The sequence below is a fragment of the Leptospira harrisiae genome (assembly GCF_002811945.1).
GTDB classification, from domain to species: Bacteria; Spirochaetota; Leptospiria; order Leptospirales; family Leptospiraceae; genus Leptospira_A; species Leptospira_A harrisiae.
In genome coordinates this window covers 1402389-1418657 of sequence record NZ_NPDX01000001.1, presented here as the reverse complement: position 1 = coordinate 1418657, position 16269 = coordinate 1402389, and the positions used below count along the sequence as shown (strand labels likewise).

The following is a 16269-nucleotide window of genomic DNA, read 5'->3' as shown; positions in this document are numbered from 1 at the left end:
TTACTCACTTTCACCTAAGAGTCGTTTGATATTTTTTAAAATGATTTCTTGTTTTTCTTGTTCCGAAAGTTCTGCTTTTTCAGTTACGGTTCCATCGGGATTTGTGATCCGTTTCATTTGGATGTTCGGATTTGTTAATTCCTTAGGATTTAAAGTGCCTTGGTATTCCACTCTTAGGTTTGCAATGAGATCACTCGAAATAAAACGGTTTTTATCCAAATCTTCTGGCGAAATAGTTCCCGACAAACGAAGGTTAATCCTTTCTTCCGAAAGATTAAATACCTTACTTCCCTCAAGTTCCAAATTCCCTGTTCCCGGATCAATTCCTGTGACAAGGACTGCCATCACACCCACCACTTTGCCTTGGGATTTGGATTTTCCCACTTTGGAACGCATATAAGTTGAGTTCGAATTATAAGCGGGGAGATCCGGGACTAACTTTTTATCTGGAACGGTTTTGATATCATTGTCAAAAGTAGCTTTGTATTCTGATTCATATTCCACACGAAGTCCGTTTTTTAAAACCACCTTAACTACAGTTCCTGGTTGGATGGTTTTCGGATACGAATACGGATCTTTGTCTTTCCAAAGGGAATCCGCTGCAAAAAGAGTAATGCCGGTGAAAGTCAATAAACCAATAATTGCCAACTCAGAAAAGAAGATGAGGAATTTTCTGGTTACTGATGGTGTCTTCGGGGAACTCAGTTTTGCATCTCTGTTCCTGCTTAATTTTGACTTGGGCTTTTTCTTTAGATTCATAAAATCTTATATCTCTTCCAGAAGGCAGATCCCTTCGTTTTGGACTTTGGCTTTTAAAATTTTTTGTGATGCCAAATTGAGGACAGGGATTTCATCGCCTCGGTTTCCAGAGGCAAGTGCCCTTGTTTTGATTTTTAATAATAAATTTCCAGCAGTATAAACAAGTTGTACTTCTTGTCCCCTTTCAATGGTGTGTAAAGTTCGAACTTGTTTTTTTTCAATGGTCGAGTCACTAGTGAGTGCACCTAGGGCTGTTTTGCCGATAGGACTCTCTTCCACATATTCCCTGTTATGGTCTGCAGTAAAAAATGAGCGTAGTTCTACGTCCTCTTCTGTTAGCACTGCCTTTGCAGGAATTTCTCGTGTGGTAAAGTATGCCTTTTTCTTTTCTTCAATTAAAAAAGGGACAGATTCCGAATGTACCATCTTCCCTTCATAATAATAGTCCAAAGGAAAAAGTCGTTTTCCTCCGTGGAGGGTGCGGCCTGTATTACGCCAAACGAGTTTCGTTCCAGAGATCGTTAGAATAGATTCCTTTTCTGAACTCAATCGAAACAAATCACCATCATCACCAATCGTCTGTTCTACGGATTCCTTCAAATCTTTCCAAAGAGAACGTTCCAATTCTTTTTTGGAAACAGTAGTCGTTTTGGGGAGTAAAATGCCAGCGTTACCCATCACTTCAAAAGAAATAGATTCATCCGATTCTTTTGTTTCTGCAATGTAACGAGAATTCAAAATACCCACCAAAGATTCTGGAGTGAGAATTTTCGGTGATTGTAAATTTTGAAAGAGGATTGGGTTCCAATTTCCTTTCCAGTTGGTAAAATCAGAAAGACGAATCTCACCTGCACCCACAATGGTTTTGGGTTTTAAGTAGAGTCGAAAGTCTTTTGTACTTGCCACGATGGGCAAAGAAAAACCTAAACTAAAAAGAATCAGGAACCAAACTTTCATTAACGTTTCAAACCAATGGCCGTAGAAAGCATGTTATCTGAGGTCTGGATGGTTTTGGAATTGGATTCGTAAGCCCTTTGTGCCACAATCATATTCACCATCTCTTCCACGATTTTTACGTTACTCATTTCCAAAAAACCTTGTAATACACTTCCATACCCTTCTTGGGATGGCATACCTGGAATTTCAGGACCAGAAGCCACAGTTTCTCTGAATAAGTTTTTTCCTACAGCTTGGAGACCGGCTGGGTTTACAAATCGGTAGAGTTCCAATTGGCCGATGGTTGTGGGACGAATGTCATTTCCGATTTTAACGGTAACTTCTCCCTCTTCCGAAACCATAAGAGTATTTAGGATTGCATTTTCAGGTAAAATAATAGGTGGTTCGAGTAAGTAACCGTTTGATGTAACCACTTGTTGGTTGGAATCAATTTTGTAAGATCCGTCTCTTGAGTAAGAGAAAGTGCCGTCAGGCATTTGGATTTTAAAAAAAGCCATTTCACCTGTAAGGGCCAGGTCTAGTTTATTTCCTGTGGCTTGGAAAGAACCAATCTCGAATAACTTCTGTGTGGCGGCGACTTTTACCCCATGACCCACATTCACTCCAGTAGGAATTTCGGAAACAGAGGTGGCTGGAGTTCCCGCAAGCACTTGGTGTTGGTACACTAAATCTTCGAAGTCCACACGATTCTTTTTGAAACCTGTGGTGTTTACGTTGGCCAAGTTGTTGGCAACCGTATCAATATGGAATTGTTGGGCAATCATCCCGGTAGCACCGGTCCAAAGGGATCGCATCATAAAAAGGCACCTCTACAGCTTCCTATCGGTAGAGATCAAAAAAAGCTAAGTGTCTTTTTTTCTAATTATGTCTTATTTTCCTGTGCTTCCAAACCCGCCGGCTCCCCTCTCTGTGGTAGAAAGTTCTGTTACCACTTGGACCGGAAGCTGTGCCACTGCTTGGAACACAATTTGGGCAACCCGAGTTCCGGGCTCCAAAACAAAATCGGCCCCACTTAAGTTTAGAAGTGGGATGAGAATTTCTCCCCGGTAATCGGAATCGATGGTTCCCGGGCTATTTGGCATCATAATTCGGTTCTTTGTGGAAAATCCACTCCTTGGTCGAATTTGGCCTTCGTATCCTTCCGGGATCGCCATGGCAAGTCCTGTAGGAACAAAGACCACTTTGCCATTCGGAAGGATAAGGTTTTCAGATAGGCAAGCAGACAAATCCATTCCTGCGGAACCAGAGGTTTTGTATTCAGGGACCACTGCTCCCTCTTTTAAAATCTGAATATGAATTTCAGGTAATTTCATTTTGTCCTTTGTAAACTTCATTTTTCGTAGTTTAGGTTCAAAACCAGCAGATTCCGTGTTTGAACCTATGGTTTCGCATCTTCACATTTGGCTCCTGGCTTCTTTTCGAACTTTTGTCACCTAACCACCGAACTGCGTAGGGATTTTGGAAAACTGAGATTCTGACATATCACCCACACAAGACAAATGAACTTTCTTTAAATCAAACAGTTGTTTAGCGGTTTCGTTGATTTCGTCCAAGGTTACGGATTTAATGGATTTCATTCGGTCTTCCAAAGAAAAATACTTACCGTAATAGATTTCTTGGAGGCCTATATTATTCATTCGGTTTTCGGGAAGTTCATAACCGATGGCAATCGAACCCATTTGGTTGGACTTTGCATCGGCAAGTTCTGATTTGGAAAAGCCATTTTTGGAAATACTTTCCAGTTCCTTTAAAATCAGTTCCACACAACGAGCTGCCTTTTCTTTCGAAGTGGCAGAAGAGATGGAAAATAGTCCTGTGGTTTTGTAATAAGAAGGAAAACTATAAATGCTGTAACATAGTCCTTCTTTTTCTCTGATGTTTTGGAAAAGACGAGATGCCATTCCTCCACCAAGAATCGTAGAGATGAGTTGGGTCACAGTCACAGTTCGGTAATCTCTTTTATTTCCATTCACACCAAGCATGATATGAAACTGTTCGATTTTACGGCGTTCCAAATGTTTCGAATAACTTTTTTTAGGTGCTGGAATGATAAGCTCCGTCGGATTTTTTCCCTTAGGATTTTCAAAAGAAAAATATTTGTTAGTTAGGTCTAAAATTTTTTCCCAAGTGAAATTTCCAGATACGGAAATCACCATATTTTTAGGGAAATAATGTTTTTCAAAAAAAGTCCGTATGGATTTTTCACTCACCCCAGTGACCGATTTTTTTGTTCCAATGATATCACGGCCGTAAGGTGACTTCCCGAATATATTACGAAAGTAATAATCATAAACAAAATCATCGGGAGCATCTTCATAAGAACGCATCTCTTCCATAATGACACCTTTTTCGATATGGATGTCTTCTTTACGAAAAAGAGGACGAAAGAGCATATCGGAAAGGATATCAAAAGCAAGTTCGGCCTGATCCTTAATAGCAACTACATAGTATTGGGTGTATTCACGTCCAGTGGATCCATTTAAAATTCCACCCACTCTTTCGATGGATTCAGCGATTTCTTTACTGGTTCTGTTCTTCGTATCCTTAAAGAGCATATGCTCTAAAAAGTGAAAGTATCCATGTTCGGAATTGGTTTCGGCAAGACTGCCCTGTTTCAAAAAAACACCCACCCCCATTGAGGATGCGTGTTTCATAGGTTGGAAGAGAACCGTTAACCCATTGGGTAAAACGGTTCGTTTGCATTCGACGACAGAAACCATTTGGTTACTCCCCCCAAACAGTTGTTTGGGGACTGTTTAGTTGTCTAAAAGAACATCCTTACGAGAAAGGTCAATTTTTCCCATTTTATCAACGGAAATTACCTTTACTTGGATCTTGTCCCCTTCGGAAACAATATCACGAACCGATTGCACTCGTTTCACATCCAGTTTAGAGATGTGGCAGAGACCTTCTTTTCCAGGAAGAATTTCAACAAAGGCACCAAAATCAGCAATTCGTTTGATGACACCATCATAGATTTTACCAACTTCGATTTCTTCAAAAATTCCATCGATCATGGCAATGGCTTTTTCTTTTGCTTCTTCACTTGGAGAAGCAATCGTTACTTTACCAGTATCATCCACAGAAATTTCGGAACCAGATTGTTCGATGATCGCACGGATCATTTTACCACCAGGCCCAATGAGTTCACCAATTCGATCTTTTGGAATTTGTTTGAGAGTGATGCGCGGAGCATTGAGGCTCAAGTTGCCTTTCACAGCAGAGATGGATTTGTTCATTTCCCCAAGGATATGATCACGACCCACTTCAGCTTGTTCGATGGCTTTTTGTAAAACTTCGAGTCCTAGTCCATTGACTTTTAAATCCATTTGGAAAGCAGTGATGCCTTTTTTAGTTCCAGCCAGTTTGAAATCCATATCACCAAAGTGATCTTCGATTCCAGCAATGTCAGAAAGAACTGCAAATCGACCCTTTTCATCACTGAAAAGACCCATAGCAATTCCGGACACTGGGCCAGAAATAGGAACTCCACCAGCCATAAGGGCTAAGGTTCCCGAACAAACGGAAGCCATAGAGGAAGATCCATTGGATTCTAAAATTTCAGAAACGATACGAATCACATAAGGAAAGTCCACTTGAGAAGGAAGGACTTTTTTAATCGCACGTTCTGCCAGGTTTCCGTGACCAATTTCACGGCGACCAGGGCCTGAGTTACGACGCACCTCTCCCACAGAAAAAGCTGGGAAATTGTAGTGCAACATAAAGTTCTTCTCTTTCGAACCTTCCAAAGTTTCGTATCTTTGGTTGTCGGAAGTAGTTCCAAGAGTCACAACGCCAAGAGATTGGGTTTGTCCACGAGTGAATACCGCCGATCCATGAGGTCCAGGAAGGACATCGATTTCACAAGAAATTTGACGAATTTCATTGGTTTTACGACCGTCAAAACGAATTCCTTCGCCGAGCACTAGTTCGCGAACCACTTCGTATTCTAATTCATGTAGAAAATGTTTGATATCTTTTGTTTTGTCTTCGGGAGCAAGTAGAGTTTTAAAATGTTCTACTGTCTCTTTGTTGATGGCTTTGATGTCATCATTACGTTTTGCTTTGTCTGCATTTTTGTTAGCAGCAGTCAAACGATCAAATGCAAACTCACGAATCTTTGCGTGGAGGTCTTTATCAGGAGCTTTTAAAACAACTTCCTTTTTGACAGTTCCATTTTTCTTCGCCAACTCTTCTTGCATTGCCACAGCAACTTTCAATTGTTCCTGTGCAAAACGTAGAGCCGCCATCATATCTTCTTTGGAAATTTCGTTAGCTTCCCCTTCGATCATGACGATGGCATCTTTGGTTCCCGCAACTACCAAATCCAAATCGGATTTTGTAATTTCTTCGTTCGTAGGGTTTAGAACAAATTCTCCACCAATACGACCGATACGAGCACCAGCAATAGGGCCTGCAAAAGGAATGGAAGAAACAGAAAGTGCCGCCGAAGCTGCGTTAATCGCATGGCCTTGGACAGAAACTTGTTTGTCTGCAGATAAAACTTGAACAAGAAGTTGTACTTCCGAGAAGTAACCTTCTGGAAACATAGGGCGAATGGGACGATCTAAAATTCGAGAAAGGAGTACTTCGTGTTCTGCTGGTTTTGCTTCTCGTTTGAAGTATCCACCGGGGAAACGACCTACCGAGTAAGCTTTCTCTGTGTATTCGCAAGTAAGGGGGAAAAAATCTTGTCCTTCTTTTGGTTCGTCAGCAGCACAAACTGTGGCAAGGAGAACCAAATTTCCGGTTTTGTATACAACCGACCCGTGAGCTTGTTTCGCCCACTTGCCGGTCTCAATGGTGATAGAGTCTCTACCCCAAGAACCAGTCAACTCTGTAGCCATAGGAATTATTTCCTAAGGCCGAGTTTTTCAATCAGCTTTTTATAACTTTCTACGTTGGATTTTTTCAAATATTCCAACAAACTCTTTCTCTGGTTCACCATTGCGATAAGACCGCGGCGAGAGTGAAAGTCCTTCTTGTTAGCTTTGAAGTGCTCAGTAAGGTCTTTGATTCGAGAGTCGAGAAGAGCGATTTGTACTTCTGCAGAACCTGTGTCGTTTGGTTTGCTACCGAATGTAGCAATGATCTGCTGTTTTTGTTCTTTTGTGATCATACTAGTGTCCAGATTTTAAGAAGGACTCATTTAGAAAACATAATTTTTGCTGAAGGGTCAAAAAATACTTTTCTGTACCGGTAAGGAATGTGCTCCGGTTTCCCTTCATAATCGCACCAAGCAAGGATGGTTTTTTCGTCTGCGTCCACGATATAAAACCCATTTTCCACAGGCGTCGGTAGTTTGTCCCAGATATAACCCCCGTGGATGACAGCTTTTTTTTCAGTTTCGTCCACAACGCGAGTGGGAAGTGGAAACACTTCTTTCCAATTCCTGAGGTCTTGGTTAGATATTTGGTCTAGGGTTTTCACTCCGTTCAAATCGTATTCACCAATGGATTCCCGGACGAGTTTTCCCAGAGAAAGGGGAATACCCCACTTCTCCGAAAGGTCGAGGACGATTTTACGAATGTACGTTCCAGAACTTACATGGATCCGAAAGGAAAATCCAAACTCTGTCAATTGGATGTCTTCTACTTTGTAAATGGAAATTGGTCTTTCTTTTTCTTCCACAGGCGAACCTTCCCGAACGAGATCGGACTGGCGTTTCCCTCCGACTTTCAGAGCCGAAATTTTAGGTGCTTTTTGGAAAGTCAGAGCCGTGAGTTGTCCCAGTTCTGCGAGCAATCGTTCTCTCGGAAATTCTGATACAAAACGAGGAAGGAACTTATTCCTTTCGTCCACTTCCACCACTCCCTCTGGATCCCCGGAATCGGTTTTGAATCCCACCACCACTTCCCCGTAGTAAGACTTATCTTTTCCGAGAAAAACTTGGGAGAAGGATGTGTAATCTCCACAAGGCAAAATGAGAAGACCTTCGGCAAACCGGTCAAGGGTTCCCGTATGGCCAACAGACTTTTGACCTAAGATCCGTTTGGTTTTCAAAACCAAATCGGAACTTGTGATTCCTGGTGGTTTGTAGACAAATAAAAATCCAGAATGATAGGGTTTAGACATTGAACAAGTCACCAAATCAAAGTAAGTTGCAAAATTTCAAATACTTTAAAAAGTATTCTTTTGGGTTCTTTTGTTTTACTCTTTGCTATTTCCATCACCATCAGTTTTTGTTTGGGATGGAGAAGAAATTTCCGTTTCAGAATCATCTTCTGAATCTGTATTTGATTCGGATTCTTCTGGATGCAGTTCTTCGAAAAGAGTTTTGGGAGCGGATTCATCAATCAGACGATTCACTTCTAAACTTTTGATGTAGTTATTGTCCCAGACAAATGTAAATCTTGGGTTGGTGTGAAGGTGGAGATTTTTTCCCACAAGAGAGGATAAAAAACCTGCACAAGAAACTAGGCCTTGTGTGAGTTTTTTCCTTTCGTTGTTATTACATAGAGCAGTAAAATACACTTTTGCATATTGGAGGTCTTCACTGATCTCGATCCGATGGAAACTCGGTAAAAAGACCCGAGGGTCTTTTACCTTGCCTTCCAAAATTGCTGTGGAGATAAGGCGAATGATCTCCGATTCGAGTTTTTTCATTCGAATGGGATTCATTTATGCCGCCTTACAGTTTACGAGCAATCTCGCGAATCTCGTATGCTTCGATTTCGTCACCCACAGAGAAGTCGTTGAATCCATCGAGTAAGATACCGCACTCAAATCCAGTAAGAACATCTGCCACGTCATCTTTCATACGTTTGAGGTTTTTGATCTTACCTTCCCAAGTGATTTCACCGGACTCGCTTGAGACCACACGAACATAAGCTTGTTTTGTGACCTTCCCAGATTTAACCATACAACCTGCAATGTTACCAACTTTAGAAATTTTGAATACGTCACGGATTTCTACCTTACCGATTACGTTTTCTACTTTTTCTGGTTCGAGCATTCCTTCCATGGAAGCTTTCACCTCGTTCACAACATCGTAGATGATACTGTAGTATTTGATTTCTACTTTTTCTTTCTCTGCAAGAGAGACCGTTTTTGGATTCGCACGAGTATGGAAACCAATCACGATGGCGTTCGAAGCCGATGCCAAAATGATATCGGAATCAACTATGGCACCTGTTCCTGCATGGATTACGTTGAGACGAACATCGGCAGTTGAAAGTTTTTCTAGTGCTTCTTTCACCGCTTCTGTAGATCCGCGTACGTCCGCTTTGATGATGACTTTGAGTTCTTTGAGAGCACCTTGTTTGATGATCTCACTCATATTGTCGAGAGTCACACGAGTGGCCGCATTTTTAGATTGGCCTAGTCTTTCATAGTCTTGACGGCTATGAGAAATGGTTCGTGCTTCTTTATCGTCAATCACCACATCGAATGGTGCGCCAGCATCAGGAACTCCATCAAGTCCTGTCACAAGGGCAGGGAAAGAAGGACCGGCTTCACGGATCGAATGACCAAGATCGTCATACATAGCTCGCACACGACCTGCGTGAACTCCCGCAACAAAAGCATCTCCTACACGAAGAGTTCCGTTTTGGATGAGAACCGTTGCCACAGCACCACGACCTGGATCGAGTTTTGCTTCCACAATGGTTCCTTTTGCTTTTCGTTTTGGATTGGCTTTGTGATCCAGAAGTTCTGCTTGGATGATAAGCATCTCAAGAAGTTTATCGATTCCAATATTACTTTTCGCTGAGATATCACAGAAGATGGTAGTTCCACCCCACTCTTCTGGTTGTAATCCGTAATTAGAAAGTTCTTGTCTCACCTTTTCTGGGTTTGCTGCAGGTAAATCAATTTTGTTTACCGCAACAATGATTGGCACTTCTGCTTCTTTGGCATGGTTGATGGCTTCAATCGTTTGAGGCATAACCCCATCGTCTGCAGCAACAACGAGCACAACAATGTCAGTAACCGAGGCACCACGTGCTCTCATGGAAGTGAAGGCTTCGTGACCAGGTGTATCGAGGAAAGCAATTTTACCGCGTTCTGTTTCTACTTGGTAAGCACCAATGTGCTGAGTGATTCCACCAGACTCCCCTTCTGCCACTCGTGATGAGCGAATGGTATCGAGAAGTTTTGTTTTACCATGGTCAACGTGACCCATGATAGTCACCACTGGAGGACGAGTGATGTAGTCTTCCGGTGCATCCTTTTCTTCTTCGATAACAGTTTCATCGTAAAGAGAAACAATCTTCACCTTACAACCATAGTCATCTGCTAGGATGGATGCTGTTTCTGCATCGATCACATTATTGATGGTTACCATCATTCCCATTTTCATGAGTTTACTGATGACTTCACCGGGTTTTAAATTCAGTTTTTTAGCGATCTCTCCCACTTGGATGTTTTCCAAAATGGAGATTTCTTTCGGAACAGCTGCTAATGCTGCAGCTTGTGCCTTTTGTTTGCGGAAAGATTGTTTGAAAAACTTAGTGTTTTCGTTTTCTTCTCTTCCGCCCTTTTCTTTATCGAATACTTTCTTTTTGGCACCACTGGCACCACCAGCACCGGGAGGTCCACCCGGAGCACCAAAAGGAGCGTCACCAGGAGGTCTACCTGCGCCAGGGCCACCTTGACCGATGGGTCTAGCTCCACGATTTCCTTGGTATCCACCAGGGCCACCTTGTCCAGGTCCACGATTTCCTTGGTATCCACCAGGGCTACCTTGTCCAGGCCCGCGATTTCCTTGGTATCCACCGCCACCTTGTCCAGGTCCACGATTCCCTTGGTATCCGCCGCCGCCTTGTCCAGGTCCGCGATTTCCTTGGTATCCACCGCCTTGGCCTTCCGGTCTTTGAGGGCGCGGAGTTGTAGGACGTGAAACGATCGGGTTACGATCTTCTTTTCTAAAATAACCTTGGTTTCCTCCTCCTTGTTGGCCGCCTTGGCCAGAACCACCGCCGGAACGGTAGTTAGGAGAAGATGTATCACCAGAAAGAATGGATTCGGGTTTACGATCCATAGGAGGTCTTTCTCTTTCTGCTTGTGGTTCCGGTTTTCTTTCTGGCCGGGACACAATCGGTGATGCTTGGGAAGGAGCTTGTGGACCGGAACCGAGTCCCTGTCTTTTGGCTTCCTCACGAATGAGTTCATTCAAATCCTTTTTTTTGTCCGAAGCAGGAGAAGTTGTTTTGGCTTCTGCGCTTTGCGGACTCGTACCGGATTCTTTTTTCTCATCTGCAGGTGCCGCTTTTTTCTTGATGACAAGCTTTTTCTTGGTTTTGTCACCACTGGCTCCCTGCTGGAGGGTTTCTTTAATCGATTTTTGCTCTTCCATAGTATGCCTTAAAACTTAACCCTCTTCTACCCATTCGATAGATTCACGGAGCAGACGTAAAATTTGTTCTGCTGTTGTTTTCCCGATTCCGGAAATTTTCGAAAGTTCCTCTTGGCTGAACTCGAGAAGGGTTTCCACATTTTTGATCCCGCCGGCTTCGAGAAGGCCAACGATTCTGGGAGTGAGACCCGGAACTTCGGATAGCGGAGTGAATCCGGAATCCTCTTCTTCCTCATCTTGACCCTCGTTATATTGGTCGTCCGATTCTTCCATTGCTTCTTGTTGGGCATTGAAGAGTCGATCCAGTTTTTCACGAGCTTCCGGTGAAGCTAGTTCCTGGTTGTATTGGGATACTGTTTTGATATCAATTTTGAAACCGGAAAGTTGAGATACGAGTTTTACGTTCGATCCGTTGATTCCGATGGCAAGAGAAAGAGATTCATCGGGAACAATGACAAGAGCATCTCCTCTTTTTCTATCCACATGCACTTCTACTGGTTTTGCAGGAGAAATGGCATTAGCGATAAATACACTTGGTTCATCCGAGTGAAGGACAATGTCGATCCTTTCGTTTCCAAGTTCTCTGACGATGGCTTGGATCCGAACTCCCTTCATCCCTACGCAAGCACCCACTGGGTCTACGTCGGACTTACTAGTGGTAACAACCACCTTGGTTCTGTAAGACGGGATACGGGCTACATCACGAATTTCCACGATGCCATCATACACTTCAGGAATTTCCATCTCGAAGAGTTTTTTCACAAAGTCACCCGAAGCACGGGAGAGTGTGATGACAGGCATTGGTTCACGGGGTCTGAGTTCTACCCTTGAAATGATGGCTTTCAGACGATCCCCTTGGCGGTATTTTTCACCCGGGTTTTGGTCTTTTTTCAACATGATCCCTTCTACCTTGCCGAGGTCGATGGACATGATGTCTTTTTTCCAACGTTGGAAGTACCCGTGAGTGAGTTCCCCTTCTTTGGATTTATACTCTTGGTAGAGTAATTCCTTTTCCATGTCACGAAGACGCTGGAACACCATTTGTTTGGCTTGGCTGGAAAGTACCCTAGAAAGGTCTTGTGGTTTTTCAAACACACGCATTTGGGTTCCTACTTGTGCAGTAGGTTCCAATTTGGTTGCCTCTTCCAGAGAAATCTCCAGAGGGTTTGTTGTTTTATCTTCTACCACGTCACGAAGGACAGAGATGATGATTTCGTTTTTGTTATCGGACCCGAAGTCTACTTGGCAACGGTCATCTGTTTCCGCTTCCAATCCGACTTTTTTGCGATAGGCGGCGAGAAGTGAGTCTCGGATGACACCGAGTACGAGTTCTCTATCAAGAGATTTGTCCTGACAGAATTGTTGGATGGCTTCGAATAGCCCAGTTTCTTTCGTTGCTTGTTTTGTCGCCATAGTCTTAAATTTCTAAATACAAATTTCCCTTTCGTATTTCTGCGATGGGCATAGATACCGATTTTTGGTTCTTTTTGTGTCGAGTTTTACGATCGTAAAGCGTAAGCTCGACTGAATCCCCCGAAACCGGTCCCAAACGATACAATCGTTTGTCCCATTTCCCTGCTTCCAGCGGCACTTCTAGTTTGACTAAAAGTCCTTGGAAACGAATTAAATCCTCCGGCAGACGCAAAACACGTTCTGCTCCCGCTGAGGAGACTTGGAGAGTGAAATCAAATTCCTCTCCCCATAAATCCAGCTCCTCTTTGAGTCTCCTAGACACAGTCTCACAGTCTTCCAAACTAGCGGAGCCAGTTTTGTCTGTGAGATGATCCAGTTCAATCTCAATGAGGGCGTGGTTCTTCCGATTCTGTACTTGGAGCGAAAAAAGCGCTAGAGGTGGAGCGAGAACACGTAAAGTAAGTTCTCTGATGTTTTCCTCGGTATATACCAAACCATTTCCAAAAGATCCCAAAAGGGATCTGTATAAGAGACCCAGCCCATGTTAAAATTTAACATGTCTACTGTCAAGTTAGGAAAAGCGAGTTGTCCTGTAAATAAAAAATTAGGGAATGGATGTTGCACCATGCGAATCCTTTATCTCATCCTCACCCTCTCCTTTTTTGTTTCCTGCCTTCGTTTCCGAGTGGAGAACTTAAAAGAAGAAATCCTATTCCGCATCCCTCTTGGACAAACCAACGAAAGTTTTGAAGGTGTTGTGGTGAACCAAGTCCTCACCAACGTTCCCTTAACCATCCCCAACTCTTCCAATATTAGCGCAATGGCGGACAATAAACAAGCGGTAATCAAACTTTTTGATAGAAATGGAAGGCTTGATGCCACTCTAGGAAACCCGGATTTTAAATCCATTTCCGGAATTCCTCATTATCCGTTTCGATTTGGCGGGATTGGAATTGTTGCCATGAATGAAGACGGCGACCTCATTGTCCAAAATCGAATTTCTACCAAAGGAATGGAACTTCCCCAAGGCCAAGAAAATCTCTACAAAACGTACAGTGGGGCCTTTTCCACCCAAGGAACTACGGTACTTCCATCATTTCTTGTTCAAATTTCCCAAAAAGGTGTCGTGAAATTTATGTTAGGGGCATCTGGAAAAAACACAGAACCGTTCCGTTACATTGAATTTATCCTTCCAGGTGAAGGAGAAAAGTTATTTGTTTACCACCGCATTGCAGAAGAAATGCGACTTTCCTATTTTGAGGAAGGAGAACTAAAAGGGAACTTAAAAGAATCAGGGCTTGATGTATTTGCAAGTAACGATTCCAAAGAATATGACATCACTTTAGATAAACTTTTGCCCCATCCAGAAGGTGAGTATGTTCTCGGATCATTTAGTTATTATTCCAAAAAAGACAAACGGTTTAAGTTTCGTAGGATCTTTCGTTTTGTTTTTGATTCGAAAAGTTCTGAATTTTTAAAAGAGATCCAAGACCCTTCCGAGATTTTATTTTCCATTCGTAACAATGGAGAGTTTTATATTTGGGAAACAGAAGACGGTGGGAATGCGGCTAGGCTCCAAGTCCATGACAAAGAAGGAAATCATATCAACAACAAACGAATTCCTTTTTCTAGCCCACGCGGACAATGGCGAGAAACCTATACAGATGCTTTCGATAATATTTATTCCGTACGGATTCGCGCAGGGGCTTTGGAAGTCTATCGTTGGATATAAATGAAGCAAAAACCCTTATTCACCAATAAAGAATCTAAGGCTTTAGATTCTCTCGCCGCAAAAGAATTAGGGTTTAGCGAAGAGACCTTAATGGGAATGGCTGCCCTTTCTGTATTTCATGCCAATGAAGATTTATGGAAAACAGCAGAGTCCATTTGGATTCTTTGTGGGACAGGAGGGAATGGTGGGGACGGGTATGCCCTCGCCCACACCCTTCACCAAGAAGGATATCATGTTAAATGTTTTGCCACTTCACCAAACAAATCCGAGGCGGGAAAGTTCTACGAATCTTTGGTTTTAAAAACACTCGGAATGATTGGTACTGTAGAGGACTTTTATAGGGAATGGGAAGAGGCAGAGGAAGACTCTGTTTTACTTGTGGATGCCCTCCTTGGAACAGGATTCCTGGGAGACCTCTCTGAAGAACTTGTAGAGCTCATTGAAACCATCAACGATTCCGATGTCTTTTTTTACAGGTTGTCTTTAGACTCACCTAGTGGATGGAATCCATACGTTCTTGGAGATCAGGCAAAAACCAATGTATTTGTTTATGCCGATTCCATTGAAGAACTGGGGACAAGGAAATGGGAAAACATTGGATTTATTTACGAAAAAGATTCCATCATTCCTAGATACTACGAATCCATTGGATTTCCGATTCGTACCCACCTAAACAATGATAACTTTTCTAATCGATTCTACTTAGAACCAGATCCAGAATCCGCAACCTCGGTGATCAAAAGAAAAAACAAAGATCACAAATACAGTGCGGGGTCTGCGATTTTTTTCGGTGGGGAACAAGGCATGGAAGGCGCGATCCTACTATCCGAAGAAGCCTTTTCACGACTTGGTGGAGGGATTAGTAAAATTTTCTCCCCATCTTCAAAAATCACTTCTCTCATTTTAAAAGATGATCTTTCTAAAATGGCAAAGACCTCTTCGTTTTTAGAAATTTCCGAAGATCCTTTTTTTACGAAAACTAAAACAATCGTTGTGGGACCTGGTCTCACAACGTATCCGAAAGATTTGGAAGGATGGAATTTACCCGAAGGTAAAAAAATGATTTTGGATGCGGGAGCCATTCCTGACTTTGGAACGAAACTCCCCAAGGGAAAAAATATCCTTCTCACCCCTCATGTCGGAGAATTAAATCGGATGACGGGAAAAACTCATAACTCTGTTCAGACCGCCTATGATACGTTAATCGAATTCTGTCCACAAAACAATGTATATGTGTTACTCAAATCTTTTGTAAGTCTTCTTGTTTGTCCCGATGGTTCTTCTTATGTTTGGGAATCACCCAATCCAAAACTCGCAACCATGGGAACGGGAGATTTGTTATCAGGAATTTTAGCAAGATACCTGAGTTTGGATTTTGAAATTCCAGAATCGGTTCAGCTAGCCCTATCCTTTTTGGATCATTCCAAACAATTGGAAGAACCCTATCCATCGGCACACCAAATTCTAAAATCCCTTGTGGAGTTAGTATAAATGGGAAAAGGATTCCACTCACGTTCGCCGGAAGAATTTCGCGAATACCTAAAACAAATCGGCGATAAAAACAAAAAAACAAGGTGGAGACAAATTGTCCTTCTCATTGATTTGGTTTTAGTTGTACTGATTTTTTATATTGGATTTCGGGCCTTAAATCCAGGAAGTTTCCAGAACAGAACCCAGTCCGACAAACAGATCGTAGACGGATACCCGACCTATTTAAGTCTTTCCCGGGAAGAAGATGAAAAGTTCCAAGGGTATTTCTTATTCATCGAAAATAATACAAAAAGTCCCATCCAGGTTCCCAACCCAAACTGGAAGTCGGAGTTTCGCATCAAAACGAAACAAGGGATTTTGTGTTTCCAAGAAGAAATCCTTTGGGAGAACCGAACCATTCCCCCGAATGCCAATGGATTTTTATACCATTCTGTTTCCAAAGAAAAATGGAAGTCCCTTATTTCCGATTGTCGAAAGGAAATTTTTGATGAAGATGCCTCTATCTTTCGTTCGAAGTTTCGTTCCCTCGATTTAGGTTTTTATTCGCAGGTGCTCATCCAATCCGAAGACAGAACCTATACGTTTCAAATCAAACAAAAGCCATATAAGTAAAGATTAAACT

At 42.5% G+C, this 16269-nt stretch carries 15 protein-coding genes; 3 read left to right on the top strand and 12 right to left on the bottom strand.

The annotated features are described in order from the left end of the window. From CH364_RS06535 to rimP, 12 genes are all read right to left on the bottom strand, one after another. The gene (locus CH364_RS06535) at nucleotides 1-759 is read right to left on the bottom strand and encodes a flagellar basal body L-ring protein FlgH (protein ID WP_243401271.1); all 759 of its coding nucleotides are present in this window, start codon (nucleotides 757-759) and stop codon (nucleotides 1-3) included. A gap of 6 nt (nucleotides 760-765) precedes the next feature. Next, complete coding sequence (gene flgA / locus CH364_RS06530; protein ID WP_100742757.1) at nucleotides 766-1716, bottom strand: flagellar basal body P-ring formation chaperone FlgA; 951 nt, start codon at nucleotides 1714-1716, stop codon at nucleotides 766-768. Beyond that, nucleotides 1716-2513, bottom strand: coding sequence for a flagellar basal-body rod protein FlgG (gene flgG / locus CH364_RS06525; RefSeq protein WP_004788667.1), 798 nt, complete (start codon nucleotides 2511-2513; stop codon nucleotides 1716-1718). Before flgG ends, flgA begins: the two co-directional genes overlap by 1 nt. Nucleotides 2514-2585: 72 nt before the next feature. Continuing rightward, nucleotides 2586-3029, bottom strand: a complete 444-nt coding sequence (dut, locus tag CH364_RS06520) for a dUTP diphosphatase (protein ID WP_100743450.1) — start codon at nucleotides 3027-3029, stop codon at nucleotides 2586-2588. Between the two features lie 120 nt (nucleotides 3030-3149). Then, nucleotides 3150-4436 carry a M16 family metallopeptidase gene (locus CH364_RS06515; RefSeq protein ID WP_100742756.1) on the bottom strand — a complete coding sequence of 429 codons (1287 nt, stop codon included), beginning with the start codon at nucleotides 4434-4436 and terminating at the stop codon, nucleotides 3150-3152. Nucleotides 4437-4472: 36 nt separating this feature from the next. Beyond that, nucleotides 4473-6563: a polyribonucleotide nucleotidyltransferase gene (pnp, locus tag CH364_RS06510; protein WP_100742755.1), complete on the bottom strand. Its 2091-nt coding sequence runs from the start codon at nucleotides 6561-6563 to the stop codon at nucleotides 4473-4475. 5 nt (nucleotides 6564-6568) lie between these two features. Further along, nucleotides 6569-6835 (bottom strand): 30S ribosomal protein S15, encoded by a 267-nt coding sequence (gene rpsO / locus CH364_RS06505; protein WP_100742754.1) that lies wholly within the window; start codon nucleotides 6833-6835, stop codon nucleotides 6569-6571. 26 nt (nucleotides 6836-6861) lie between these two features. Continuing rightward, nucleotides 6862-7791: a tRNA pseudouridine(55) synthase TruB gene (gene truB / locus CH364_RS06500; protein ID WP_100742753.1), complete on the bottom strand. Its 930-nt coding sequence runs from the start codon at nucleotides 7789-7791 to the stop codon at nucleotides 6862-6864. 75 nt (nucleotides 7792-7866) lie between these two features. Then, nucleotides 7867-8337, bottom strand: a complete 471-nt coding sequence (rbfA, locus tag CH364_RS06495) for a 30S ribosome-binding factor RbfA (protein WP_100742752.1) — start codon at nucleotides 8335-8337, stop codon at nucleotides 7867-7869. 10 nt (nucleotides 8338-8347) lie between these two features. Then, nucleotides 8348-11011, bottom strand: a complete 2664-nt coding sequence (gene infB, locus CH364_RS06490) for a translation initiation factor IF-2 (RefSeq protein ID WP_100787839.1) — start codon at nucleotides 11009-11011, stop codon at nucleotides 8348-8350. A gap of 15 nt (nucleotides 11012-11026) precedes the next feature. Continuing rightward, entirely contained in the window at nucleotides 11027-12424 is a 1398-nt protein-coding gene (gene nusA / locus CH364_RS06485; RefSeq protein WP_100742750.1) for a transcription termination factor NusA, read from the bottom strand. Between the two features lie 4 nt (nucleotides 12425-12428). Continuing rightward, nucleotides 12429-12917, bottom strand: coding sequence for a ribosome maturation factor RimP (gene rimP, locus CH364_RS06480; RefSeq protein ID WP_243401270.1), 489 nt, complete (start codon nucleotides 12915-12917; stop codon nucleotides 12429-12431). A 48-nt stretch (nucleotides 12918-12965) separates the two neighbouring features. Here rimP and CH364_RS06475 point away from each other — a divergent pair, with 48 nt between their 5' ends. From CH364_RS06475 to CH364_RS06465, 3 genes are read left to right on the top strand one after another with little or no spacing between them, the layout of a single operon-like run. Further along, nucleotides 12966-14156, top strand: coding sequence for an LIC_12708 family protein (locus CH364_RS06475; RefSeq protein WP_243401269.1), 1191 nt, complete (start codon nucleotides 12966-12968; stop codon nucleotides 14154-14156). Next, nucleotides 14157-15647 carry an NAD(P)H-hydrate epimerase gene (locus tag CH364_RS06470; RefSeq protein WP_100742748.1) on the top strand — a complete coding sequence of 497 codons (1491 nt, stop codon included), beginning with the start codon at nucleotides 14157-14159 and terminating at the stop codon, nucleotides 15645-15647. It abuts the gene before it with no gap. Beyond that, nucleotides 15648-16259 carry a hypothetical protein gene (locus CH364_RS06465; RefSeq protein WP_100742747.1) on the top strand — a complete coding sequence of 204 codons (612 nt, stop codon included), beginning with the start codon at nucleotides 15648-15650 and terminating at the stop codon, nucleotides 16257-16259. Nucleotides 16260-16269 lie beyond the last annotated feature (10 nt).

Coding starts and splice junctions, on each gene's coding strand:
- rbfA (WP_100742752.1), bottom strand. CDS start 8,337: ATGAATCCCATTCGAATGAAAAAACTCGAATCGGAGATCATTCGCCTT.
- flgA (WP_100742757.1), bottom strand. CDS start 1,716: ATGAAAGTTTGGTTCCTGATTCTTTTTAGTTTAGGTTTTTCTTTGCCC.
- CH364_RS06475 (WP_243401269.1), top strand. CDS start 12,966: ATGTTAAAATTTAACATGTCTACTGTCAAGTTAGGAAAAGCGAGTTGT.
- dut (WP_100743450.1), bottom strand. CDS start 3,029: ATGAAATTACCTGAAATTCATATTCAGATTTTAAAAGAGGGAGCAGTG.
- CH364_RS06535 (WP_243401271.1), bottom strand. CDS start 759: ATGAATCTAAAGAAAAAGCCCAAGTCAAAATTAAGCAGGAACAGAGAT.
- nusA (WP_100742750.1), bottom strand. CDS start 12,424: ATGGCGACAAAACAAGCAACGAAAGAAACTGGGCTATTCGAAGCCATC.
- CH364_RS06465 (WP_100742747.1), top strand. CDS start 15,648: ATGGGAAAAGGATTCCACTCACGTTCGCCGGAAGAATTTCGCGAATAC.
- infB (WP_100787839.1), bottom strand. CDS start 11,011: ATGGAAGAGCAAAAATCGATTAAAGAAACCCTCCAGCAGGGAGCCAGT.
- pnp (WP_100742755.1), bottom strand. CDS start 6,563: ATGGCTACAGAGTTGACTGGTTCTTGGGGTAGAGACTCTATCACCATT.
- flgG (WP_004788667.1), bottom strand. CDS start 2,513: ATGATGCGATCCCTTTGGACCGGTGCTACCGGGATGATTGCCCAACAA.
- CH364_RS06515 (WP_100742756.1), bottom strand. CDS start 4,436: ATGGTTTCTGTCGTCGAATGCAAACGAACCGTTTTACCCAATGGGTTA.
- CH364_RS06470 (WP_100742748.1), top strand. CDS start 14,157: ATGAAGCAAAAACCCTTATTCACCAATAAAGAATCTAAGGCTTTAGAT.
- truB (WP_100742753.1), bottom strand. CDS start 7,791: ATGTCTAAACCCTATCATTCTGGATTTTTATTTGTCTACAAACCACCA.
- rpsO (WP_100742754.1), bottom strand. CDS start 6,835: ATGATCACAAAAGAACAAAAACAGCAGATCATTGCTACATTCGGTAGC.